This window comes from Shewanella sp. ANA-3, from assembly GCF_000203935.1.
Lineage (GTDB): Bacteria > Pseudomonadota > Gammaproteobacteria > Enterobacterales > Shewanellaceae > Shewanella.
This window is the reverse complement of record NC_008577.1, coordinates 478,662-504,712: the sequence shown is the minus strand read 5'-3', so window position 1 is coordinate 504,712 and position 26,051 is coordinate 478,662. Positions and strand designations below refer to the sequence as shown.

Annotated in this window: 14 protein-coding genes; 3 read left to right on the top strand and 11 right to left on the bottom strand. The window is 46.8% G+C overall.

From position 1 onward, the window contains the following. Positions 1–128: 128 nt before the first annotated feature. Entirely contained in the window at positions 129–2,726 is a 2,598-nt protein-coding gene (acnB, locus tag SHEWANA3_RS02295; protein WP_041412523.1) for a bifunctional aconitate hydratase 2/2-methylisocitrate dehydratase, read from the bottom strand. Between the two features lie 434 nt (positions 2,727–3,160). On the opposite strand from acnB, the gene hxpB reads away from it, so the two are divergent. After that, positions 3,161–3,817: a hexitol phosphatase HxpB gene (hxpB, locus tag SHEWANA3_RS02290; protein ID WP_011715645.1), complete on the top strand. Its 657-nt coding sequence runs from the start codon at positions 3,161–3,163 to the stop codon at positions 3,815–3,817. A 69-nt stretch (positions 3,818–3,886) separates the two neighbouring features. Here hxpB and SHEWANA3_RS02285 read toward each other — a convergent pair whose 3' ends face one another. The 9 genes from SHEWANA3_RS02285 to ampD all read right to left on the bottom strand — a co-directional run bounded on the left by SHEWANA3_RS02285 (position 3,887) and on the right by ampD (position 22,197). After that, complete coding sequence (locus SHEWANA3_RS02285) at positions 3,887–5,929, bottom strand: M13-type metalloendopeptidase (protein ID WP_011715644.1); 2,043 nt, start codon at positions 5,927–5,929, stop codon at positions 3,887–3,889. A gap of 211 nt (positions 5,930–6,140) precedes the next feature. Next, the gene (locus SHEWANA3_RS02280; protein ID WP_011715643.1) at positions 6,141–8,360 is read right to left on the bottom strand and encodes a patatin-like phospholipase family protein; all 2,220 of its coding nucleotides are present in this window, start codon (positions 8,358–8,360) and stop codon (positions 6,141–6,143) included. A 230-nt stretch (positions 8,361–8,590) separates the two neighbouring features. Next, complete coding sequence (locus SHEWANA3_RS02275; protein WP_011715642.1) at positions 8,591–13,054, bottom strand: EAL domain-containing protein; 4,464 nt, start codon at positions 13,052–13,054, stop codon at positions 8,591–8,593. 140 nt (positions 13,055–13,194) lie between these two features. Continuing rightward, a complete protein-coding gene (lpdA, locus tag SHEWANA3_RS02270) occupies positions 13,195–14,622 on the bottom strand; it encodes a dihydrolipoyl dehydrogenase (RefSeq protein ID WP_011715641.1) in 1,428 nt (475 codons plus the stop codon). A 149-nt stretch (positions 14,623–14,771) separates the two neighbouring features. After that, a complete protein-coding gene (aceF, locus tag SHEWANA3_RS02265; RefSeq protein ID WP_011715640.1) occupies positions 14,772–16,778 on the bottom strand; it encodes a pyruvate dehydrogenase complex dihydrolipoyllysine-residue acetyltransferase in 2,007 nt (668 codons plus the stop codon). 12 nt (positions 16,779–16,790) lie between these two features. Continuing rightward, positions 16,791–19,457 carry a pyruvate dehydrogenase (acetyl-transferring), homodimeric type gene (gene aceE / locus SHEWANA3_RS02260; protein WP_011715639.1) on the bottom strand — a complete coding sequence of 889 codons (2,667 nt, stop codon included), beginning with the start codon at positions 19,455–19,457 and terminating at the stop codon, positions 16,791–16,793. An 80-nt stretch (positions 19,458–19,537) separates the two neighbouring features. Beyond that, positions 19,538–20,290: a pyruvate dehydrogenase complex transcriptional repressor PdhR gene (pdhR, locus tag SHEWANA3_RS02255; RefSeq protein WP_011070781.1), complete on the bottom strand. Its 753-nt coding sequence runs from the start codon at positions 20,288–20,290 to the stop codon at positions 19,538–19,540. 325 nt (positions 20,291–20,615) lie between these two features. After that, the gene (ampE, locus tag SHEWANA3_RS02250) at positions 20,616–21,467 is read right to left on the bottom strand and encodes a beta-lactamase regulator AmpE (protein WP_011715638.1); all 852 of its coding nucleotides are present in this window, start codon (positions 21,465–21,467) and stop codon (positions 20,616–20,618) included. Between the two features lie 184 nt (positions 21,468–21,651). Continuing rightward, a complete protein-coding gene (ampD, locus tag SHEWANA3_RS02245) occupies positions 21,652–22,197 on the bottom strand; it encodes a 1,6-anhydro-N-acetylmuramyl-L-alanine amidase AmpD (RefSeq protein ID WP_011715637.1) in 546 nt (181 codons plus the stop codon). 276 nt (positions 22,198–22,473) lie between these two features. On the opposite strand from ampD, the gene nadC reads away from it, so the two are divergent. Together nadC and SHEWANA3_RS02235 are read left to right on the top strand one after the other, a co-directional pair. After that, complete coding sequence (gene nadC / locus SHEWANA3_RS02240) at positions 22,474–23,355, top strand: carboxylating nicotinate-nucleotide diphosphorylase (RefSeq protein WP_011715636.1); 882 nt, start codon at positions 22,474–22,476, stop codon at positions 23,353–23,355. 604 nt (positions 23,356–23,959) lie between these two features. Further along, positions 23,960–24,388 (top strand): prepilin-type N-terminal cleavage/methylation domain-containing protein, encoded by a 429-nt coding sequence (locus tag SHEWANA3_RS02235; RefSeq protein WP_011715635.1) that lies wholly within the window; start codon positions 23,960–23,962, stop codon positions 24,386–24,388. Positions 24,389–24,434: 46 nt separating this feature from the next. Here the strand turns inward: SHEWANA3_RS02235 and SHEWANA3_RS23550 are convergent, their stop codons facing one another. After that, complete coding sequence (locus tag SHEWANA3_RS23550) at positions 24,435–25,361, bottom strand: O-antigen ligase family protein (protein ID WP_166485342.1); 927 nt, start codon at positions 25,359–25,361, stop codon at positions 24,435–24,437. Positions 25,362–26,051: the final 690 nt, after the last annotated feature.

The window sequence follows — 26,051 nt, the reverse complement described above, 5'->3', positions numbered from 1 at the left end:
TTGGGGCAAGTCGCCATCCTTGATAAATGTTTGAGATTGGCATTCACCTCTTAACTAAGCGCTTAGCAATAGCATCCACAAACAAAAAAGCCAGCTTTCGCTGGCTTTTTCATTTTCATATCAATCGATTATACAGCTGATTGAAAGATCACTTGTGATGCTTTCTTAGTGTAAGAATCGATTTGATCGAAGTTCAAGTAACGGTAAGTGTCAGCTGCTGTTGCATCTAACTCTTTCGCGTATTCTTGGTATTCTTCAACTGTTGGCAGACGACCTAACAGGGCTGCAACTGCCGCTAATTCCGCAGAGGCTAAGTAAACGTTAGCGCCTGTGCCTAAACGGTTCGGGAAGTTACGGGTAGAAGTTGATACTACAGTTGCACCTTCAGCCACACGTGCTTGGTTACCCATACACAGTGAACAGCCAGGGATCTCGATACGCGCACCCACGCGACCGAAAATACCGTAGTAACCTTCTTCGGTCAGCTGGTCTTTGTCCATCTTAGTCGGTGGCGCAATCCACAGACGGGTTGGCAGCGTCTTAGCGAACTTGTCTAACATCTTACCGGTCGCACGGAAGTGACCGATGTTAGTCATACAAGAACCAACGAATACTTCGTCGATTTGTGTTTGCGCAACAGAAGACAGTAATACTGCATCGTCAGGATCGTTAGGCGCACACAGGATTGGCTCTTTGATCTCGTTCAGATCGATTTCGATCACAGCAGCGTACTCAGCATCCTTATCGGCGCTCATCAGCTCAGGATTCGCTAACCACTCTTCCATGCCTTTGATACGACGTTCGATAGTACGACGGTCACCGTAACCTTCGGCAATCATCCACTTCAGCATAGTGATGTTCGAGTTCAAGTACTCGATGATTGGCTCTTTGTCTAACTTAATAGTACAACCCGCTGCAGAGCGTTCTGCAGAAGCGTCAGACAGTTCGAATGCCTGTTCTACTTTCAGGGTTTCTAAACCTTCGATTTCCAATACGCGGCCAGAGAAGATGTTGATCTTGCCTTTCTTCTCAACGGTCAGCAGACCCATTTCAATCGCTTTCAATGGAATTGCATGTACTAGGTCACGTAGGGTGATGCCAGGTTGCATCTTGCCCTTGAAGCGCACTAATACTGATTCTGGCATGTCCAGAGGCATAACACCGGTCGCCGCTGCGAAAGCAACTAAACCAGAACCCGCTGGGAATGAAATACCGATTGGGAAACGCGTATGTGAGTCACCACCAGTACCTACTGTGTCTGGTAATAACATACGGTTTAACCAAGAGTGGATAACACCGTCACCTGGACGCAGAGACACACCGCCACGGTTCATGATGAAGTCTGGCAGCGTGTGGTGAGTGTTCACGTCAACGGGTTTTGGATAAGCGGCAGTGTGGCAGAATGACTGCATAGTCAGGTCAGCACTGAAGCCTAAACAGGCTAAGTCTTTCAGCTCGTCACGGGTCATAGGACCGGTAGTGTCCTGAGAACCCACAGAAGTCATCTTAGGCTCGCAGTATTGGCCTGGACGCACGCCAGCAACACCGCAGGCCTTACCGACCATCTTCTGCGCTAAAGTGTAACCTTTGCCAGAGTCAGCGATGTCTTGAGGACGTACGAATACGTCAGATGCTGGTAAACCTAAAACTGAACGTGCTTTGTCAGTTAAACCACGGCCGATGATCAATGGAATACGACCACCCGCACGCACTTCGTCTAACAGTACGTCGGTTTTCAGGCTGAACTCAGAAATCACTTCCTCAGTGCCATGACGCTTCACTTGGCCAGCGTATGGATAAATGTCGATCACATCGCCCATTTCCATTTTGCTGACGTCAAGTTCGATTGGCAGTGCGCCCGCATCTTCCATAGTGTTGAAGAAAATCGGCGCAATCTTGCCACCTAAGCAGAAACCACCAGCACGTTTGTTAGGTACGAATGGGATATCATCGCCCATGAACCACAGTACTGAGTTAGTCGCTGACTTACGTGATGAACCAGTACCAACAACGTCACCCACGTAAACTAATGGGAAACCTTTGGTTTTCAGCTCTTCTAATTTCTTGATTGGACCTACGCTGCCAGGTACATCTGGCTCGATACCATCACGCGCGTTTTTCAGCATAGCTAAAGCGTGCAATGGGATATCTGGACGTGACCAAGCATCAGGTGCTGGTGACAGGTCGTCGGTGTTGGTTTCACCTGAGACTTTGAATACGGTCAGGGTCACTTTGTCCGCTAATTTTGGACGGCTTAAGTACCAGTCTGCGTTTGCCCAAGCTTCAACGACTTGTTTAGCATAGGCATTACCCGCTTCCATTTTCTCAACCACATCGTGGAAAGAATCAAACATCAGCAGCGTGTGAGATAAGGCTTTAGCGGCTAAAGGCGCCAGAGCAGGGTTATCTAACTGAGCGATCAGCGGCTCGATGTTATAGCCACCTTGCATAGTGCCTAATAACTCAGTCGCACGTTCGGCAGACAGGATAGGTGAAGTTGCAGCGCCTTTGGCAACCGCATCTAAGAAAGCGGCTTTTACGTAAGCGGCTTCGTCAACACCGGGGGGAATTCGATTTTCTAGCAGGTCAAGAATAACGGCTTCTTCACCAGCGGGGGGATTTTGAACCAATTTAACCAGTTCAGCCACTTGATGTGCATCTAATGGCTTAGGGACTACGCCCTCTGCAGCACGTTCTGCGACGTGTTTACGATATGCTTCTAGCACGGCAACATTCCTCTTTGTTTGGCGCTCTAACAACGAAACTGCACGTCTTCTCAATTGAAGCTGACAGTCCGACATGATCGACCCGTATTTCCGGCCAGCAGTATACTACAGCTTTGCAAAAGTATGAATCAGGTCACACTCGGCGAAAGACGAAATAAGGGCTAAATCCGGAGGTGCAGCTCAACTTACGGCAAGAATAAAACAAGGGAAATTAGACAATAGTTTGAAAACAGACAAAAAACCATAAGCGACAAATAGTTAACATAAGTTAATCAATTTAAAATCGAACGAATATTTTTTTGCTCACAACCGCAGGTTAAGCGTAAATATTTTTAAACTTTGTGCTTTTAGACTTTGAAGATGCAGAGCTTAACCATACACTCAAGTTCCCAGAGCATAGCGCTTAGTAATCCTTCCCATCCCTTGGAGTAGTAATGACATCCCTTAGTATTCAAGCTGTTATCTTTGATATGGATGGTGTGTTAATCGATTCAGAACCCCTTTGGCAACGGGTTGAGTATGAAGTCTTATCGGCACTTGGCGTGCCCGTCACTATCGAAACGATTCAACAAACCACAGGTTTACGTATCGACCAATGTGTCGACTATTGGTATCACAAAGCACCTTGGGCCGATTACGACAATGCCAAGGTCAGCACCGCCATCGTCGATAAAGTCGCAGAGGAAATCCTGCGAACGGGCGAAGCCATGCAAGGCGTTCAACAAGCCATTGATTACTGCCAAGCTAAAGGCTTAAAGATAGGCCTAGCCACCTCTTCTTTTTACACCATTATCGAAGCCGTACTCAGTAAACTCGGCCTAAGCGATAAGTTTATGGCGGTACAATCCGCCGAAGGTCTCACCTATGGCAAACCCCATCCCGAGGTGTACTTAAATTGCGCCGCCGCGTTAGGAGTCGACCCGCGTTATTGCCTCGCGATTGAAGACTCTTTCAATGGTCTTATCGCCGCCCGCGCTGCCAATATGCAGACCGTCGCCATTCCCGCACCGGAGCAACGCGGGCAGGCCAAATGGGTTGTCGCCCATCACCAAGCCGACAGCTTGTTAGATTTACCGGCTATCTTGGGCTAATCACAGCAACAATTGACGCAAATAAAAAAGCCAGACATCCGTCTGGCTTTTTCATTTTCATCCTATGGATTACCAGATTTTTACGCGCTCTTCTGGTTTTAAATACATCTTGTCGCTTTCTTTCAGCTCAAAAGCTTTATAGAAGGCTTCAATATTGCGCGGTGTACCCATAGCACGGTAGTGGCTAGGTGAATGCGGATCCGTCAGTAAACGACGACCTAACTCTTCATCACGGTAGTTGCGGCGCCACACTTGTGACCAACCGACGAAGAAACGCTGCTCACCCGTTAAGCCATCGAGCACTGGTGCAGGTTTACCGTTTAAGCTCATCGCATAGGCACGCGCCGCTACGGTTAACCCGCCTAAGTCACCAATGTTTTCGCCTAAGGTTAAATCACCGTTCACAAACTTACCGGGCAACGCTTCATAGCCAGAATACTGCGCCGACAGTTGCTTACCGCGTTTTTGGAACTCTTCACGGTCTTTATCAGACCACCAATCACGCAGGTTGCCGTCGCCATCGTACTTAGCACCTTGGTCGTCGAAACCATGGCTGATTTCGTGGCCAATTACCGCACCGATACCACCGTAGTTAACCGCATCATCGGCTTCCATATTGAAGAATGGCGGTTGCAGAATCGCCGCAGGGAATACGATTTCATTGCCAACAGGGCTGTAATAAGCGTTCACCGTTTGTGGTGTCATATGCCACTCGGTACGATCGATTGGCTTACCTAACTTGTTGATCATGTCTTGATATTCGAAGTTGGCATAACGCATATAGTTACCCACCAGCTCATCAGGCTTGATCTCTAACGCTGTGTAGTCTTTCCACTTGTCTGGATAACCAATCTTGTAGGTAAACTTAGACAGTTTTTCTTGAGCCGCGACTTTCGTTTCAGGCGTCATCCACTCGAGTTCGTTGATGCTGACTTCAAAAGCTTTGATCAAGTTTTTGATCATGGTTTCCATGCGGGCTTTTGCTTCTGGTTTGAAATATTGCTTAACGTACTCCTCACCGACTAACTCACCAATCACTTGGTCGGCGCCATCTACCGCCTTTTTCCAACGTGGTTGTTGTTCTTCAATACCCATTAAGGTTTTGCCTTTAAAGGCAAAGTTAAGGTCAACGAAGTTTTTGCTTAACAGCTCAGCATAGCTATCCACTAAGTGGAACGTTAAGTAATCCTGCCAAGCTGAAACGGGGAAGGCATCAAAATTAGCGCCTAACTTTTCTAAGTATGATGGCTGACGCACGATGACTTCAGTCACTTTATCGCCAAGGCCCGCACTGGTCGCAAAGGCATTGATATCAAACTTGCCAGTGAGTTTTTGCAGCTCGGCACGGCTCAGTTTGTTGTAAGACTTGTTAGCATCGCGAGATTCAACGCGGCTCCACTGGCTCTTAGCGATCATCATCTCGATGTCGGCTACGTTTTTCGCGGCACGTTTTGCATTTTTATAGCCTGCTTCAGTCAGAATATCAGTCACATATTTCGCCATTGCTTGGCGATTAGCGACAAACTTAGCGTCATCTTTTAAGTAGTAATCGCGGTCTGGCAAGGTTAAGCCCGACTGGCTTAAATACACTGCATATTGGGTAGAATTTTTCGCGTCGTTATTAACGTAGAAACCAAAGGGAATACCTGAACCGCTGGTGAGTAATTTCCCCATCACCGCGGGTAATTCACTGTGATTTTTCACTGCAGAGATGTCCGCCAGTAATGGATTTAATGGGGTTACACCTAAGGATTCGAGCAAATCGGTATTCATAAAGCTGGCGTTAAAGTCACCGATTTTTTGATTATTAGAGCCAGGAGCAGCATCTTTTTGCGCTGCGGCGGCATCGATGATTTTTTTCAACGCATCTTGGCTTTGATCGTACAGCACAGAGAATGCACCGTAGTTAGACTTGTCGGCAGGGATAGGCGTATTCGCTAACCATTTACCGTTCACGCTGTAATAAAAATCGTCTTGATGGCGAACTGAGGCATCAAAGTTTTGTAATTCAATGCCAGAAACCGCGGCGACTTCAGTTTTAGGCTCGCTGCTGCAAGCGGCTAAACCTAGGCTCAGGGCAATCCCCAGCGCCAGTGTGCTAATCTTCTTCATTGTTTTCCCCAGCTTCCGTTGAGAGTGTTGTTATTTTTTCCTGCAAAACCTTAGCATTTTGCCTAGTTTGGCTGTAGCAAGATTTTGTAAAAGGTTATGACACTTAGTGATATTTGCGCAAACCAGTATAAACGCGATTTTTAGATTATGCAGGAATAGTGTTCAGCAGGAAAAACGAAGGGCATAACCTTAGTTATGCCCTTCGATCGATTTAGAAGGCTTTACCGACAAATAAATACAAGGATTTATCACCCATATCTGTAATACCAAAGCCCAGTGCTGCCGGCCCCATAGAAGTATCTGTACCTATGTAAAGGCTAGAAGCATAGATAAGGTCTGAGAGGGATACCTCTGAGCGTTCATACCATACATTTCCCGCCTCTAAACTTAGCCCTAAATAGAGTGGGTAATCTCTCATACCTAATAAGGCATCTCGGCCCAGATCATACTGATAGACAAAGGCACCAAAGAGCTTATGGTCGCCATTTAATGAATCTTTATGGTAGCCAGAAAGATTTAAGAAACCGCCTAAATCCGATAAATGTAAGCTATTACTACTGTCGTTATTGATAGTCGCCAATGATGCTTTGCCTACAAAGGAATGATTACCCACACTTAACGCCCCTTTCCAATCGGCTTCTATCTGAACACTGTAGTCAGTGTCATTGTTATCGACGACATCATCAAAATTCTCATTACGTACATAAACGTTTAGCGTTATGCGATTACCAGATGTTGGGAAGCTAATGCTGTCTAGGCTGTCATAACCCACTCTTAGATAAGCACCATAGGAGTTAAAATCAAAATCTTTAACTAGCCATGCATCATTAATAATAACCCCCTTTTCCGCAACCAAGCCCAATTCAATAACACCTTGAGGGACATAGTTATAACCTATACCCATTTCAATCGTATGAGTCTTCTTATTGAAAATAAGGGCACGGTTATTGTTATCGTATATATCCCAATTATGGATATCGTATTGATAACGAGCTCGACTATAAAAATCCTGATCCCTATCCAAGGGTTGATAAAACTCGGTTGCAAATAGCTTTTCGAACCCTAGCTTGACCTCGTTACGCCACTCTCCACCATTAAAGGTTAAGTCGGTCATGGTATAAGCCATGTCGAAACTGATGGCCGAATCGGTACTAAAGTCATCTTCCCAGTTAAAGCCGAGTTGGAAGTAATTTGGCCCCCAGGATTTCGCACGGGTAGTCACAGTCAATACCCGGCCTTCTTCGCCTTCCACAAACTCAGCATCCACGCGCTCAAATTTGTTTAAGGCATAAATCCGTTTTAACGCCTCGTTTAGCTCATCTTTAGTCACGGCTTGGCCGGCTTTCAGATCTAAGGTTTCCTTCAATAGGTTCAGACTAACCTTAGATTGGTTATCGAATACGATTTCTTTAATAGGATGCGCCACATCCGCCATTAATAACTTGCCCTTAGCCTTCTTCGCATCCACATAGGCGGCATATTCTTCGGCGCTGACACTCATGCTCTGCAATTTATCTAACTGACCGTTGGCGGCTTCTTTCCCCAGCGTCAGGGCCAAGGGCATGATGGTAAAGTCTGTGGTGCTTAAGGCATCGATAGCGGGACGGATCAATACGTCTTTATCTGTCAGTAATTGTTTTTGCTTTTCGGTACTGGCATTGGTCAAAAAATTTGATAACTGGTCGAGCACCGCAATCGTGCTGTCCAGTTTGTCTTTTTTCACCAGCGGCGAGCCGATATCTACGGCAATAATGATATCCGCGCCCATAGCCTTAACCACATCCACGGGCATATTGTTGGCAATACCGCCATCGACTAATAACTTGCCATCGATCTGAGTCGGTTGCAGTGCACCCGGCACAGTCGCAGATGCCTGCATGGCTTTGACTAAACTGCCGTGGTCGATGACGACGGGCAAACTGGTTTCTAAATCCGTCGCGACCGCACGATAGGGAATGGCTAAGGCATCAAAATCGCCAAATTGCTGTACCAGATCGGTTGATTGGCGTAATAGCTGCGACATGGTTTGCCCACGCAACAATCCACTCGGTGCCCTAACCTCTCCTTCGTTGTAACCTATGTTGAGCGGAATATTGTAACGATCACGTAACTGCTTATCTCGATAACTCAAGACGTTACGCGGAATGGTATCCGAATAACCGCTGTCCCAATCGACCCCCATCATAATGGCTTCGACTTCACTCGCGCTGTAGCCCAAAGAGTACATGCCAGCAACATAGGCACCGATACTGGTACCTGCGATGTAGTCCACGGGAATATGATGTTCTTCTAGGATTTTAAGCACGCCCACGTGCGCAGCACCTTTAGCGCCGCCACCACTGAGTACCAGCCCAACCTTAGGTCGTTCCGCCGCATACAAGGGCGTTAGCAAAAAACATAAAAAGACAGAAGCGAGTATTCGACGCATCATAATGGGCTACTTTTTATTGGATAAAAAATTCAACTTATCTTAACAAATTTATTGATTTAACCGTCAGCGATATTTTATCTGAACCGATGAGTGATTAAGCAATACAAGATAAACACAGTTCGCTATTCCGCAGCGAAATAGCGAAGTGAATGCAATAGACAAACGCTCAAAATAACGACCAATATTTCACAAGTAAACCGCATCAGCATGACTTGGAAATAACCCTAAACTTAAGATCCAAGAGTCGTTTTTTGCAGTAAATATCGTTCGAACTCTGTCACCGACATAGGCTTAGCAAAATAATAGCCCTGCACTATATAACAGCCACGGCTAAAGACCTGTTCCAACTGTTCGACCGTTTCGACCCCTTCGGCCACCACGGTTAATTTCAAGTTGCGAGCCAGCTCGATAATACTGCTAACAATCGCCTGATCCGCAGAATTAGTCGCGATATCAATCAAGAAGGAGCGGTCAATCTTCAAGGTATTCACATCAAAATGACGTAGGTAAGCCAAGGAAGAATAGCCAGTGCCAAAGTCGTCAATAGCCACTTCAATTCCCAATTCTTTAAGCTGAGTCAGATGGCTTTTTGCCGCTTGCACTTCCTTCATCAACACGCCTTCGGTGATTTCTAACCCGAGGGATGAGGTCGGCATTTGGGTATCGGCTAAGATTTTTTTCAAGCCTTCGATAAAATCCGGCTGGCGGAAATGCACCGCAGAAATATTCACCGACAATTTAAAGGGGGCCGCACAACGTTTTACCCACTTAGCGCCATCCAAGCAGGCGCGGCGGAATACCCAGCGGTCAATTTCAACCACTAAACCACAGGCTTCGGCGACCTTAATAAAAATATCGGGACGGATATAACCTTCCTTCGGATGGCGCCAACGAATTAAGGCTTCCATCCCAATAAATTTATCGCCACGTAAAATATCAATCTGCGGCTGATAATAGAGCTCAAACTCTTCCCGCTCGATGGCCTTACGCAAATCCGCTTCCAAGCGTAAATGGTATAAGGCTTGGGCATTACGCTCCGACGAATAATATTTAAAGTTGCCACGCCCCTCTTCCTTGGCGTGGTACATGGCAAGATCAGCGTTTTTAATAAAGGCTTCGGGCTGCACCGCATCATCGGGCCAAATACTGATACCGATACTGGTGGAGATATAAAACTCGCGACCAAACAATTTAAATGGCGCCACAATTTGCGCGAGTAAACGCTCGGCAATATGGTTTATCTCATTTAAGTTATTGGCATTTCTCAGCAGGATCACAAACTCATCGCCGCCAAAACGACACAGCAAATGCTCACTGCCGATGCAAGACTGCAAGCGGTTGGAGGCTTCAACCAGCAAGGCATCACCCATGCTATGGCCGTAGGAGTCGTTTACATGTTTAAAGCGGTCGAGGTCGAGGAATAAAAGCGCCAGCTTTTCACCAGTCTGCTGCGCGGTCTGAATCGATTGCAATAACCGGCTCGAAAACAGTGAGCGGTTAGGCAGCCCAGTTAACACATCATAATTCGCCAATCGTCTCAGATCCGCCTCGGTGCGTTTTCGCTCGGTAATATCCGAAAAGACAATCACATAGTGTACAGAGCTATCACTCGCCGACTGCATCACAGAGACGTTAAGCCACACGGGGCAAACCAGCCCATTCTGCCCCACTAACTCACGCTCACCCGTCCACGAACTGTCTTGTCCGAGTAACTGATGCACTTCGGTCGAGAGGCCATCCTTCATTTGCACGAATTGAGAAAAAGATTGTCCGACGAGGTCATGCTGCTCAGAACCAATGATTTGCTGCGCCGCATGGTTTGCCACTCGAATATTTTCATCCACATCTAAGATCAACACCCCTTCGGAGGTGTTCTCAAAGGCTTGGGCGAGAAGATTAATTTCATCCTCTAGCTGACGCTGCAGGGTAATGTCGCTATAAATCCCCGCTACCCGTTCAATCTCGTGGGTAGTGCGATTACGCGACACCGGGCGGCCCCTCACTCTTAACCAGCCCCAATTACCACTGCGGCGTTGATAACGATATTCCGCCTCAAAGCGATCGATTTCACCCGCTAACATACTGTTCCACTGACCTAAAGCTTTATCCCTATCCTCAGGGTGGACGGGGAGAGTCTCGAGGGTAACCACAATCTCATTGGCATGATTACCTAGCACGGCGCCACGGTTATCGAGGTAAAAGCTCTGGGTATCTCTATGCCATTCCCACAGGTCGGAGTCGCTACCACGAAGCGATTGGCGTAAACGATCGTCGCTCTCAGTTAATGCCTGATTCATCGTCATAAAAGTACGTACTTGACGCTGACGATACCAAGCTAAACTCAATGCGATGATCGAAAAGATCAGTAGCAAGATGCCCTTAAAGCCTTGAGTCAACCACCAATGCTGCTCAACATAGAAGGGATAAGCGAAGGGTTTATCCGACCAGATCCCATTCACCTGACTTAAAATCTCCAGCCCATACTCGCCTGCCGCCAGTCCAGCGAGGTTTATCTGCGACTCGCCTTGCAGCAGTACATAGTTATCTTCTTCTCCTTGATATCGCAGCCGATACTTAAATTGGATGGGTGAGTCGTCTAAATAATCTAAGTTTGTGATTTGCAGACTGACCATATTGGCACCTGGCTTAATCACCATCATAGGCTTAGGCAATAAAGACACTTGCGTATTATCGTCATAATAAACAGACACTGACTCCAACATCACATGGTCATCTGTTATGCGATTCGACAGTTTATCCACATCTATGTGCATTACCCCTTCAGGGGTACCGATATAAAGCCCTGTAGCCGCTGAATAAAAATATGCCCCCTCATTCATCTCATTTGAAATCAAACCATCGAGTTGATTGAACATAGCAATATGCCCTGTTGACGTATCTTGTCTGATCAGGGAATCTGCACAGGCAACCACATTGGCATTCGTGGTTTTTTGGATAAAAAATACCGAGCTACAGTTAACTTGCCATTGCGAAGTAAGCGAAATTAACTCAGCAGTATTAAGTCGATATTCAAATAGCCCTCTCTCATAGGAACCAAACCACATCACTCCAGGAGATATTTCTTCAATATGACTAATCGATGGCTCAGAGCTCAAGCCGCTGAATAATCCCCTCTTATCGTGGAATAGGTTTTGCTCATCAATAAAACCAAACACTCGTCTTCCGCCTAACCATAACTTGCCATCGGAAGCTCGATACAAAGTACGAATAGTAGGTCGCTTGGGTTCTGGTGAGTCCCCCGTCGATCCATCAATATTAAAAGGCTGTGGCTCAAACAGCCCTTGCTCCCAAAAATAGAGACCCGTTCCTGTCGCGATCCAAAATCGCCCTTTTAATTTAGGATCAACATAAGTGCTGTAGATCAGTTTATTTTTAAACTCTTCACTCCCATGGGCCCACTGTGAAAAACTCATTCCTTTTAGGGTTAATTTATCGACAACAAATAACCCACTGGTGGTCGAAACTAATAAATAATGCTCGATAAACTGACTGATCCCATAAATACTCTCATGGGCTTTCAACCCGTCTATCTCAACGGTCACCGCTTTCTGGTTATTTTTCCCCACAAAACTAAGATTTGAAGCACCAAACCATAACCCTTCATCACTTGCAAACACAGACCACACCATAGGATCGGGTAGCCCATAGGGGGGTTCGCTTGTGTAGGTATCGAGAATAAAATCCGGCTGCGAAGCCAGCAATGCCAAGCCATCACCAGAGCCGCCCACCCACATTAAGCCAGCATTATCAAATAAGATGGCCTTCAATGTTTCCATATTGGCTTGCGTCTTAAGCTCTTGTTGATAATTTTCAATCTGGTGGGTATCGGGAGACCACTTGAGTAACCCCGCTCGACTTGAAAACCAAATTTCACCATTATGGCCCTCAACCATAGCGGTACTCCAATCGGGTAATTCTGGAACAGGAAAAATCTGTAAGGTTTTTGGTTCTAATCGATAAACCCCTCGACTCGTTGCAATCCAAATACGCTGTTTTGAATCCTCAAGCATATCCAGAATACTTCCCATAGGTTCAGTCCATTGGTAATCAACGACTTTTTCCCCCGCACCGTTGAGAAGTAGCAATTGAAATTGACCCGCAACAAGAAACTGACCATCAGGCAAACTCAATAATTTTCGCCATGGTAAATCGCGATTCACAGGCAATTGGTTGACTAAAGTCAGAGTAAGTTTTGAAGGGGAAAAATCGTAAATCTGACCATTATCAATCAATAATCGCCATTCTTGGGTATTCTTACGCGCTGCAGAAAGTAAAACACCACCGGGGAAATGTGGAAATAAATTAGCTGACCCCATCTGGATAAACTGATTTTTTGCAATATCGTAAAGGTAAGTCGCGGCATTTGTGCTCAGTAAAAGCATATCGCGATCGACATTGATAACGGTTGTTAAAAACTCATCCGCAAGCCTTAATTCAGACCCAGTTTTATCAATCCGTCTCACTTTAGAATTACTAACCCGATACAAACCTTGCTCGGTTGCTGCCCACACAAAACCATGGTCATCAAGTGTGAGCGCACGAATGCTCGTGGCTTCTAGTCCATCTCTATCAGTAAAAACCCGTTGCACAAAACTACCCGCCCAAGCCGACTGGAGACTCAAGCAAACAAGCAACATGGAGGGCAAAATGAAGTGGATTATTATTTTTTTCATTTGATGACTTACTTCACACCATAGTTGTACTGTAGCAGTTCAACAATCCCAATACACTCGCTTATTCACATTAAATTTACATTTTTATTTAGGCAATAAAAAAGCGCCCTATTGGACGCTTCTTGAAGAAAGGTATTAACTTACTTTTTCTTTGCCTTTGGGTTTGGCAGGTCTGTAATAGAACCTTCGTAGATTTCAGCCGCTAGACCTACTGACTCGTGCAGCGTTGGGTGAGCATGGATAGTTAATGCTAAATCTTCAGCATCACAACCCATTTCGATTGCTAGGCCGATTTCGCCTAACAGTTCGCCACCGTTCACACCCACGATAGCACCACCGATTACGCGGTGAGTGTCTTTATCGAAAATCAGCTTAGTCATACCTTCGCTGCAATCAGAAGCGATAGCACGGCCAGAGGCAGCCCATGGGAAAGTCGCTGTTTCGTAAGCAATACCTTGCTCTTTCGCTTCTTTCTCAGTCAGACCAACCCAGGCCACTTCAGGGTCTGTGTAAGCGATTGATGGGATGACTTTTGGATCGAAGTAGTGCTTCATGCCAGCGATCACTTCGGCCGCTACGTGGCCTTCGTGCACGCCTTTGTGAGCGAGCATTGGTTGACCAACGATGTCACCGATAGCGTAGATGTGCGGTACGTTTGTACGTAATTGCTTGTCTACGTTGATGAAACCACGCTCGTCGATCTTAACGCCTGCTTTTTCAGCGTCGATCAGCTTGCCATTTGGCGTACGACCGATAGCCACTAACACTGCATCGTAACGTACTGGCTCAGTTGGTGCGCTCTTACCTTCCATCGAAACGTAGATACCGTCTTCACGGGCTTCAACCGCAGTCACTTTGGTTTCGAGGATCAGGTTGAATTTCTTCTTGATTTGCTTAGTGAATACGCGAACAACGTCTTTGTCAGCCGCTGGAATCACTTGGTCGAACATTTCAACCACGTCGATTTCACTGCCCAGAGAAGAGTAAACCGTACCCATTTCTAAACCGATGATACCGCCGCCCATGACCAGCAGTTTGCCAGGCACTTCTTTCAGTTCTAATGCGTCGGTCGAATCCCAAATACGTGGGTCTTCATGGGGAATGAATGGCAGTTTGATTGGGCGAGAACCCGCAGCGATAATCGCTTGGTCAAACTTAACAACGGTCACAGTACCGTCTTCAGCAGTCACTTCTAAGCTGTTAGGGCCAGTAAATTTACCGAAGCCATTAACAACGTTTACTTTACGCATTTTAGACATGCCGCCTAAGCCACCAGTCAACTGGCTGATCACTTTTTGCTTGAAGCTGCGTAACTTGTCTAAATCGATTGTTGGCTCGCCGAACACAACACCGTGTGCAGCAACGGCTTTGGCTTCTTCGATAACTTTAGCAACGTGTAACAGGGCTTTAGATGGGATACAACCCACGTTCAGACACACGCCACCTAAAGTGCTAAAACGTTCAACGATAACGGTTTCCAGACCTAAGTCAGCCGCACGGAAGGCAGCAGAATATCCAGCAGGACCTGCACCTAATACCACTACCTGAGTTTTGATTTCGTTACTCATGTTTTCCTCTAATTCTCATTCAATCCGTTGGAGGAGAGTAATCCTGCCAACCGAAAATGCGCCAGCGCGTAAGGTGGGCGCATTTTAACCTGTGTTTGATACTGATCACAATAAACAAAAGGCCACTCAAGTTGAGCAGCCTTATTTGTTTACAGAATCAAAGTACGAATATCGGACAGAATTCCTGACAGGGTCACGCTAAAGCGTGCAGCCATAGCACCATCGATCACGCGGTGATCGTATGATAGCGACAGTGGCAACATCAATTTAGGCTCGAATTCTTTACCATTCCACTTAGGCTTAATTTCAGATTTAGACACACCTAAAATCGCCACGTCTGGGTAGTTAACGATTGGGGTAAATGCAGTACCACCAATGCCACCTAGGCTTGAAATAGTGAAGCAGCTACCCTGCATATCGGCAGACTTCAGCTTACCATCGCGGGCGCGGATAGAAATATCGGCCAACTCACGAGATAACTCGATAATGCCTTTCTTATCCACATCACGTACCACAGGAACCACTAGACCGTTTGGCGTATCCACCGCCACACCGATGTGGTAGTACTTCTTCTGGATCAGTGATTCACCGTCGCTGCTTAAGCTTGAGTTGAACACAGGGAATTGTTGCAGCGTTTTCGCCACAGCTTTCATCATAAAGACCAGCGGAGTGATCTTATAATCGGCTTTCTTCTTCGCCGCCGCGTCGTTCTGCTGCTTACGGAACTCTTCCATTTCGGTGATATCAGCTTCATCGAACTGAGTCACGTGAGGAATAGTTACCCAGTTACGGTGTAGGTTTGGACCAGAGATCTTCTGGATACGGCTTAATGGAATTTCTTCCACTTCACCAAACTTGCTGAAATCCACTTTCGGTGCAGCAATCACTTGCAGACCACCACCGTTACCCGCTGCAACTGAAGTTGCTGCTGTCGCCTTAGGACGAGACAGTTCGTACTTCACATACGCCTGTACGTCTTCCTTCATGATGCGACCTTTACGGCCAGAACCCGTCACTTGAGTGAGATCCACACCAAACTCACGGGCCAAACGGCGAACCGCAGGAGACGCATGCACCACACCGGTTGCCACTGGCGCACCCGCACTTGGGTGATGTGGAACCGGTGGACGGCTCGGCGCGGCTGCAACAGGTGCTGGTGCCGCTTCTTGGGCGACAGGTGCAGGTGCTGCGGCTTGAGGCGCAGGAGCTGCACCAGCAGTCACAGTCTCAATCGTCGCAATCACGCTACCTTGAGAAACCTTATCACCGACTTTAACGGTTAACGACAACAGTTTACCGGCGAATGGCGCAGGCACTTCCATGGTCGCTTTATCGGTTTCTAACGTGATCAAACCTTGGTCAGCAGTGATCATATCACCCACAGACACTAGCACTTCGATCACATCGACATTGCTGGCATCACCAATATCTGGCACTTGGATTTCTTTAACCGCAACCACTGGTGCAGCAGCTACTGGAGCAACAGCCGCCGCAGGTGCAGCTTGAGCGACAGGAGCTGACGCGCTTGCTTGTGGAGCAGCGGCAGCAGGAGCTGCGCCACCCACTTCGAGCATGATCACTAAGGAGCCTTGAGAAACCTTGTCACCCACAGCCACTTTCACTTCTTTTACCACACCCGCGAATGGCGATGGTACGTCCATGGTCGCTTTGTCGGTTTCAAGCGTGATAAGGCCAGCGTCCACCTCAATCTTATCGCCAGCGGCAACTAAGACTTCGATAACAGACACATCTGTGTCACCACCGATATCCGGCACAGTGACTTCAACCACTTGGGTTGCACCCGTGGCTGGCGCGGCAGCCACAGGGGCAGGAGCCGCTTGTACTGGAGCAGGTGCTGCTGGTGCTGGCGCAGGAGCGGCAGCTTGAGCAACCGGTGCAGCTTGAACATTAGCCGTGCCCGCTGCTTGCATCATCGCAATTAAGGTACCTTCGCTGACTTTGTCACCGACGGCCACTTTCAATTCGGCTAACACACCCGCGAACGGCGCAGGAATGTCCATGGTCGCCTTGTCGCTTTCAACGGTCAGAATCGACTCTTCCGCTGCTAAGGTATCGCCCACAGAAGCACAGATTTCGATAACCTGTACTTCATCGCCGCCGATATCAGGAACAAAAACTTCTTTTAATTCAGCCATTTTTATTGCCTCTTACGCGTACTGTGGATTGATCTTGTCAGCGTCGATGCCGTATTCCTTGATGGCATTCGCTAACACATCAACAGGCAGCTCTTTACGATCAACCAGAGATTTCAGTGCCGCGATAACGATGAACTTAGCGTCCACTTCGAAGTGGTGACGCAGGTTGTCACGGCTGTCTGAACGACCGAAACCGTCAGTACCTAACACTTTATAATCGGTTGGCATAAATGCACGTAACTGCTCGCCGTAGATCTTCATGTAGTCAGTCGCAGCGATTGCCGGAGCATCACTTGAAATCACTTGGCTGATATACGCTTGTTTTGGCGTTTCAGTTGGGTGCAGCATGTTCCAACGCTCAACCGCTTGACCATCGCGAGTCAGTTCGTTGAAGCTGGTGACGCTGAATACGTCGGCAGTGATGCCGAAGTCTTTTGCCAGTGCTTGAGCCGCTTTGCGGGTTTGCTCAAGAATGGTGCCACAGCTCATTAACTGAACTTTGCCTTTACCCGAACCGCTAACCGTTTCCAACTTGTAGATACCTTTAACGATACCTTCCTCGGCACCTTCTGGCATTTCAGGCTGAATATAGTTTTCGTTCATTGTGGTCAGGTAGTAGAAGATATCTTCTTGTTTTTCGCCGTACATGCGACGAATACCATCTTGAACGATAACGGCAATTTCATAACCGTAAGTTGGATCGTAGGTAATACAGTTAGGAATAGTGTTAGCCAGTACGTGACTGTGACCGTCCTGATGCTGTAAACCTTCACCGTTCAGTGTTGTACGGCCTGAAGTACCACCGACTAAGAAGCCACGTGCACGCATATCACCCGCAGCCCATGCCATGTCGCCAATACGTTGGAAACCGAACATTGAGTAGTAGATGTAGAATGGAATCATCGGTGTATCGTTGACTGAGTAGCTGGTCGCAGCAGCTACCCAAGATGACATTGCACCCAGTTCGTTAATACCTTCCTGCAGCACTTGACCAGTTTTATCTTCACGGTAGTAAGCCACTTGGTCAGAGTCTTGCGGGACGTATTTTTGGCCTTCGTGAGCATAAATACCCACTTGACGGAACAGGCCTTCCATACCGAAGGTACGCGCTTCGTCAGGAATAATTGGCACGATGTTTTTGCCAATTTTCTTGTCTTTTAACAGTGCAGTCAGTACGCGAACAAACGCCATCGTTGACGAAATTTCACGGCCGTTAGAACCCTGCAAAATCGAGTCGAAAATCTTCAGTGAAGGAATTTCCAGCTCTTCGCTGAACTTCTGACGACGTTGTGGCACGCTACCATGTAGTGCGGCACGACGGCTCATCATGTACTTCACTTCTTCCGAATCTGGACCTGGGTGGTAGAACGGCAGATCTTCTAATTGATCGTCTGGAATGGGGATATTGAAACGATCGCGGAAGTAACGGATAGACTCGATACCCATTTTCTTCACGTTGTGGGCGATGTTCTTACCTTCACCCGCATCACCTAGGCCGTAACCTTTAACGGTTTTCGCCAGGATCACCGTTGGGCGACCTTTAGTCTTACGTGCATGGTCTAATGCCGCGTACACTTTAACTGGGTCATGACCACCACGGTTTAAGCGCCAAATGTCATCATCTGACATGTTCGCCACCATTTCGGCGGTTTCTGGGTATTTGCCGAAGAAGTGTTCGCGAGTATAAGCGCCACCTTTGGCTTTACAGTTTTGGTATTCACCGTCAACGGTTTCTTCCATTAACTGCAGTAACTTACCACTGGTATCACGGGCCAATAATGGATCCCAGTAACGACCCCAAATCACTTTCACGACTTCCCAGCCAGCGCCGCGGAATTCACCTTCCAGTTCTTGGATGATCTTACCGTTACCGCGTACTGGGCCGTCCAGACGTTGCAGGTTACAGTTGATGATAAAGACTAAGTTATCTAATTCTTCACGGGCAGCTAAACCAATCGCACCTAAGGCTTCTGGCTCGTCACACTCACCGTCACCTAAGAAGCAGTATACGGTTTGCTCAGAACAATCTTTCAGACCACGGTCAGTCAGGTACTTTAAGAAGCGAGCTTGGTAAATCGCTTGGATTGGACCCAGACCCATAGAAACCGTTGGGAATTGCCAGTAGTCAGGCATCAACTTAGGGTGCGGATAAGAAGATAAACCTTTGCCATCCACTTCTTGACGGAAGTTAGCCAGTTGGTCTTCAGTTAAACGACCTTCCAAGAATGAACGCGCGTAGATACCTGGGGCGATATGGCCTTGGAAATACACTAAGTCGCCGCCGTCTTTCTCGTTTGGCGCGCGGAAGAAGTGGTTGAAGCATACGTCATAAATGGTTGCGCTCGACGCGAAACTCGAAATATGGCCGCCTAACTCTAAATCTTTCTTAGAACCACGCAGCACCATAGCTAAGGCGTTCCAACGGATGATAGCGCGAATGCGACGTTCCATCTCTTGGTTGCCTGGCATGTGCGGCTCTTGACCCGCTGGAATGGTGTTCAAATAGGCCGTGGTCGCAGTGTAAGGCAAGTGCGTGCCATTGCGACGGGCTTTATCGATCAGTTTCTCTAATAAGAAATGGGCGCGTTCAGGGCCTTCCTGTTCTAATACAGCTTGCAGGGCGTCAACCCATTCCTGAGTCTCTAACGGATCTAAGTCTTGTAGCATATCTTCAGACATGACACTGTCCTTCTCTATATACATGATGATGAATGGTGTTTGCGGCATATTCCGCTTTAGCGATTGCTAAAGTCGGGAACTTAAGCGCCACTCTTTAAACGGCGCAAACTTCGCTGCAACCGGCTATCTTCTTCCCGCACAGATAACATCACCTCTTCGATGTAACTTAAGTGTTCATTCGAGGCTTCTCTGGCGGCTTCAGGATCACGACGAACGATAGCAGCGAGCAGAGCACGTCTGTGATCGTTGGCCATAGTGGAGGCTTCTTCGCGGCGGCTTAAAAGCTCCAAGTTTTGCGCCACATTCTTATGCAGCACAGGGGTTAAACTGAGTACGAGATGCAACATAGCCACATTGTGTGACGCTTCAGCTACTGCGCGGTAAAAACGCACAATGGCAGCGGCTTGTTGTTCGATATTGGTGGCGGCTTCCACCTCAAGGATCATACGCTTGATATTTTGCATATCGGCGTCTGTGCCACGCAACGCGGCAAAATAGGCCATCATGCCTTCGGTCGCATGACGAAATTCCAGCAAGTCGTATTGGCTTTCTGGATCGGCAGTCATTAATTCAACGATAGGATCGGCAAGACTCTGCCAGAGTTGTTCTTTGACATAAGTGCCACCGCCTTGACGGCGCATTAATAGCCCTTTCGCCTCAAGCTTTTGAATGGCTTCACGCAAGGAAGGGCGAGACACTTCAAACTGGATGGCCAGTTCGCGCTCCGGCGGTAATTTCTGACCCGGCTGTAAACTGCCTTCGAGGATCATCTGCTCGAGTTGCGCCATGATCACATCAGAAATTTTTGGCTGATTAATTTTACTATAGGCCATTTGGCGCTCAGCTCCGTTGTAAATTGGTCTTACCAATTTTTATGAGTGAGCGCACTTTATCAAATCATACTTTTGATGTCTAGATTGAAAATCGACCTTAAAAGGTGATCCCATCCAAAACCGCTCACGATGAGAGAGCATAGCCTAAAAAACTCATCATGGGGTCAGACCATTAAACCACAGCAAGAGCAGGTGCTAGGTGCTAGGTTCTAGGTGCTAGATTCTAGATTCTAGAGCCACGAAGTGGCGTCCTAGAGCAGCGCTTTTTGCTGCGTCCTAGCAGCAAAGCGTCCTAGATTCTAGAAGCCGCGCAGTGTCCTTCTTATTAACTCACCAACCCAAAAATGGTCAACAGCGATAGCACAGCAACCATCAGCGTAAAGTTGCGTTTACTTAAGACTAATAATGCTAAGGTCGATTGTACACAAACTGGTGCACTAGACTCCTCCGGCAGCGGTTGAGCCGCTAATGCCGTTTCAGTGACTACTCGTCTGGCACTCGCATGGATATTTAAGGCATGGTCACGCCAAGCCGAGAGCCCTTCGCTAAACTGACCGCTGAGCGCATAGCCAAAGGAAAATATCCGACTCGGGATCCAATCCATAACAAACATAATATCTTCAATCAGCGGTAAATTAAGCGACTTACGCACATTCTCTTCGGCATAAAAGCGAGCGGTGCAATATAACACCGCGCCGACTGGGCCTAGGAAGATAAAACATAATGCCACTGCGCCGTAATAACGATAGTTAATCCAGGCAACACTCTGCCCGACCTTAGCGCCTAAGTCTTTTTCAGACACCGCATCCAAACATTCACTGCAATCTAGTTCGGCGGCATAGTGGTAACAGGCTTGCACATCGGAGCGACACGCCGCCTGCATATACTTTTTGAAGCTATCGCGCTGTTTTTGATGATTAAAGCAAATAATTGCCACCACCACCCACAGGGCAAGAGTTAACAGCCCCCAGAACATGCCTGACGCAACCCACCCCAAAACATGAACGACCAAAGCCGGTAACACGAGGGCGAGCAACATGTTAGTACTAGTAAGAGAAGCTTTATCACCAAAAAAGGTCGATTGATAGGATTGCAGCACGCGATCGCATTGCCAAGAGGCAGGAAGAAACTTCAATCGTTCTACGAGAATGGCGACCAGTAATGAAAATAATGCCATCAGTAATACTCCTTGTAAAAAAGCTGGACGGACTAGAAAAAGCAGCGCGGGCTTCGCCCTTCTAGGCCCTAGGTTCTAGGTTCTAGGTTCTAGGTTCTAGGTTCTAGGCTCTAGAGCTACGAAGTAGCGTCCTAGAGCAGCGCTTTTGCTGCGTCCTAGCAGTTGCGCAGCAACCTCCTATATTCTAAAAGTCGCGCAGCGCCGCTAAATATCTTTGCCAGTCAAAGCTTGGGCCTGGGTCAGTCTTCCGCATTGGTGCAATATCGCAATGTCCCACAATCCGCTCTGCGGTTAACGCAGGATATTGTGCCAATAAAGCTTGGGTCAATGCGGTAAGTTGCTGATATTGGGCGGCAGTATAGGGTTCAGTATCCGTACCTTCAAGTTCAATACCAATAGAGAAATCATTACAATTTTCCCTTTCGCCATAACGGGATACACCCGCGTGCCAAGCTCTATCTTCACAACTCACATACTGCACACATTCGCCATCGCGGCGAATTAAAAAATGAGCCGACACCTCCAGCCCAGCTAAATCGGCGAAACTTTCATCGGCACTGGTATCTAAACACCCTTGAAATAATTGATCAATATAAGGCAGCCCAAAGCATCCCGCGGGCAAACTAATATTGTGGATCACCAACAGGCTGATCTCTCCAAAGGGCCGACGGTTAAAATGTGGTGATTCACAGCGCCGCGCCGCGCGATACCAACCAAACTCAAAACTCATGTTTACTCCTTAAAAACGGAACGTCACTACGAGACGGCTAGGTTCTAGGTTCTGGGTTCTAGGTGCTAGGTTCTAGGTGCTAGATTCTAGAGCCACGAAGTGGCGTACTAGAGCAGCGCTTTTGGCTGCGTCCTAGCAGCGAAGTGTCCTAGATTCTAGAAGGAGCGCAGCGACGCTCTAGCACCTAGCGGCGCAGCCATGATAATCTTAAGCCAAATGCAAGCAAGCAATTTCAAGCACGCCATCTGTGGCATGCAAGAATGCAAGGACCCAATCATGCTAGAAAACGATATTCGCCACGCCGTAAAAACCGCCCTCAATGAAGACCTTGGTGGAACAGAGATCAATGAGCACAGCAAAGCCATTGCCTACGGCGATATTACCGCCCAACTTATTCCTGCTGATAAATATGCAGAAGCAACCTTAATCACCCGTGAAGAAGGCGTTTTTTGCGGAAAAGCTTGGGCCGAACAAGTCTTTAATCAATTAGGTGGCGATGTCGCCCTGCACTGGCATGTTGATGATGGCGATCTCGTGTTGCCAAACCAAGTCTTATGTGAATTATCAGGCCCTGCCCGCACCCTGCTGACGGGCGAGCGCACGGCAATGAACTTTATTCAGACTTTGTCAGGAGTGGCGACGCTGACAAAACACTATGTCGATAAGTTAGCGGGCACTCACACACGACTACTCGATACTCGCAAAACCATCCCAGGACTCCGCACGGCTCAAAAATACGCAGTCACCTGTGGCGGCGGTAAAAACCATCGAATTGGTTTGTTTGATGCCTTCTTAATTAAAGAAAATCACATTATGGCCTGCGGTGGCATACGCCAAGCAGTGGATGCAGCGCGCAGTTTACATCCTAATAAACCCGTAGAAGTCGAAGTCGAATCCCTAGAAGAACTGGCATTAGCGCTAGATTCAGGCACAGATATCATTATGTTAGATAACTTCGATATCACCATGATGGTCGAAGCCGTCGAGCTGAATAATCAATACAAGGCTAAAGGCAGCGGTGCAAAACTCGAAGTCTCAGGCAATGTCACCTTAGATACCTTGGCAGAATTTGCCAAAACTGGGGTTGACTATATCTCCGTTGGCGCCCTCACCAAGCATGTTCGCGCCTTAGATCTATCAATGCGGCTGAAAGGCTAGAAAAAGCAGAGCGGGCTGCGCCCTTATAGATTCTAGGTACTAGGTTCTAGTAGCAGCCCATAAGCCGTCATCCTCGCGAACGACTGCATGGATGCAGGAGGTAGAATAACGCAGGAGCAGTTATCGACGAGGGGATCCAGCTTTATGCATTTCAGCTCTAGCTTCTAGCGCGAGCTTGCGAGCGTCCTAGCAGTTGCGCAGCAACGTCCTAGATTCTATCTTCCCAACCTTTACAGTATAACCCCACTAAATACGCAGATTAAAAACAGGTATAACTCGCGTCGATGTTTTGACTCTGTGTTAATTGCGTCAACTTAACTAACATTGTCAATACTTTGTTAGAACGCAATACGTTTTAGCATCAAGTTTTTAGACAAAATAATCATTTAATTAATACTTTATGCGTAAAAGTAGTTTCAATTTACTTAACTTTGTACTAACTTTTACCACAGGCGAGATGGCCGTTTCGGCCTTCCTTATCAAAATGAGCTCAAAGTGAATTGTCGCTAGCCAAAAAACCAGCAATTCATTCAAGGCAATTAAGATAAGCAGCCGAAACGAACACAATCGATAAATGACACTTTGCACTGTATTGGAGTTAAAAATGAAAGGTATCAAAATGAATAAGAATGCTCAGGGTTTTACCTTGATCGAATTAATGATTGTAGTAGCCATTATCGGTATTTTGGCTGCAGTGGCATTACCTGCTTATCGTGAATATGTTGCAACCTCGCATGGTGGTGCATCAATGAAAGGCCTTGCAGGATATGTAACTAAGGCCCAAGCATGTATCCAAACAGGTGTCGGATGCACAACTCTCGGAACTGAAATTACCGCTGACCCAAAAGTTGATGCAGACCCAGCAGTTACAGAAGCAACTGGAACAGATTTAACATATGATGACGGTACTTGTACTGTTACAGCTACAATCGGTGCTACTGGCGGTGTATCTTATGCTGCAGACACTAAAGATGCTAATAAAGCAACCAAAAAACAATGTGAAGAAGGTGCTGGATTAAAAGCTAGTAGTTAATCTTATTGTTTTATAGAAAGCCCCTTTTGGGGCTTTTTTATTTTTATCAATTAATTATCCCAGTTAACCATAATCTTGGATAAAGTTGCTGATTAAGCGCGGTATCACCGAGGCTAACGATTAACAATGCACCACAGGTTATTAATATTGCCACTAACGCAACTTTTAATGGCAGTGTTATTACTCGCGATTGATAGTGACGGCAATTAAGTGCCAATAATGCCACCAATAATGCTTGGGATAATGGCATTACAATCACCCCATCAAACATGGCATAAATCCATATTGCGCATAGGGCAAATGCCAACACTATATCGGTAGTGTCCGTCTCTATGACTATATGTGAGCTGGTGTCGAGGCTACATTGTGAGTTTTTAGCCAAATGCTCACTCGACTTTGCCCCTAATAATTTAAGTCTTTTTAATATTGACCATAATGTTATTAGCGACCAACTCGCCAGTAAGATAAACGCAACCACACCAAACTCATATAAAAACTGCATGAGGGCATTATGTGGGTGAGCATTAGGTAAAGGTCTTGCTTCTGCCCATGCAAAACTCATTGGCCCGTAACCTAAGCCAATATGTTCAGGGATCGCATGCAAAATATAAATCCACATATCAATCCGGCCAGAGCTATTGGTTCTTAATTGCCAAATTGGGCTATCAAAAATAAACAGTGGAATGATAATGATCAGCACCAGCCATAAAAGCGTGCCGAAAGCCACCGCCTTCATAATGGGGCGAATAAATGCTTTACCAAAGCTGGCGGGCAAAAAGCGATACACCACAATAGCCGCCACTAGCAGCGCTAATAATGCTCCGCGAGCCTCCGATTGCAGCAGGATTAACCACAACACACTAAAGGTCACCATGGCTACTCGTTTATATTTTTTAAGTGGTTCGATATAAAAAGACAAACACAACAGCGGCAGCAGCGCAACTTGCAACTGGTTGAAAAACCTTACATTCATAAAGTCAGCCACTAAAGAATGCACATCGGGCCGATTGTTATCAAGGGCATGAAATAGCAGCAGCAAGAAAAACTTAACTGCAATACAAATCGAGAAAAATAATGCAAACCCAAAAAAGTATTGCAGCGCAGCAGTTCTGCCTATATCCGCAATCAATACACCAATGACGTAAAACAAACAGAGCAATAATAAAAAATTAGCTAACTCAACGAATGACCAAAATGGATGCTGGCTAAAAATGGTTGATATCAAACCGAGTATAAATAGGCTTGCCACCACCCACAGTGTAAAAGGCGATGTGACGATTATTGGAATACTCGGTCGCCACAAAAGGCCAACCGCTGAACACACGATAAATATAATTACTAGGATTCGCTTAAGATCGTAAGCGTTATCCACCCCCAGATATCCAGTGATATAACCTGATAATACCGAGCCAAGAAAAAATAGCGCGAAGAAAGTGAGCAGGATAATCCGACTAACAATCGGGATTGATTTCAATATTTGCATCCTTAATTGAGCATACCATCATGCATTTATCCCCGATGGTGAGCGTTAGATTTTATCGCCAAATGACCGATTATTTGCACGTTCTAGTCAAGTAAATCGAAGCGACTTGAAGATAAGGCATTGTTATTTATCGACCATTAATCCACAGTACAGTTTATGGTAAAACATTGCTACTTTTGC

Coding starts and splice junctions, on each gene's coding strand:
- SHEWANA3_RS02285 (WP_011715644.1), bottom strand. CDS start 5,929: ATGAAGAAGATTAGCACACTGGCGCTGGGGATTGCCCTGAGCCTAGGT.
- ampD (WP_011715637.1), bottom strand. CDS start 22,197: ATGAGTTTTGAGTTTGGTTGGTATCGCGCGGCGCGGCGCTGTGAATCA.
- aceF (WP_011715640.1), bottom strand. CDS start 16,778: ATGGCTGAATTAAAAGAAGTTTTTGTTCCTGATATCGGCGGCGATGAA.
- nadC (WP_011715636.1), top strand. CDS start 22,474: ATGCTAGAAAACGATATTCGCCACGCCGTAAAAACCGCCCTCAATGAA.
- lpdA (WP_011715641.1), bottom strand. CDS start 14,622: ATGAGTAACGAAATCAAAACTCAGGTAGTGGTATTAGGTGCAGGTCCT.
- ampE (WP_011715638.1), bottom strand. CDS start 21,467: ATGGCATTATTTTCATTACTGGTCGCCATTCTCGTAGAACGATTGAAG.
- SHEWANA3_RS02280 (WP_011715643.1), bottom strand. CDS start 8,360: ATGATGCGTCGAATACTCGCTTCTGTCTTTTTATGTTTTTTGCTAACG.
- SHEWANA3_RS23550 (WP_166485342.1), bottom strand. CDS start 25,361: ATGAATGTAAGGTTTTTCAACCAGTTGCAAGTTGCGCTGCTGCCGCTG.
- SHEWANA3_RS02235 (WP_011715635.1), top strand. CDS start 23,960: ATGAAAGGTATCAAAATGAATAAGAATGCTCAGGGTTTTACCTTGATC.
- hxpB (WP_011715645.1), top strand. CDS start 3,161: ATGACATCCCTTAGTATTCAAGCTGTTATCTTTGATATGGATGGTGTG.
- aceE (WP_011715639.1), bottom strand. CDS start 19,457: ATGTCTGAAGATATGCTACAAGACTTAGATCCGTTAGAGACTCAGGAA.
- SHEWANA3_RS02275 (WP_011715642.1), bottom strand. CDS start 13,054: ATGAAAAAAATAATAATCCACTTCATTTTGCCCTCCATGTTGCTTGTT.
- pdhR (WP_011070781.1), bottom strand. CDS start 20,290: ATGGCCTATAGTAAAATTAATCAGCCAAAAATTTCTGATGTGATCATG.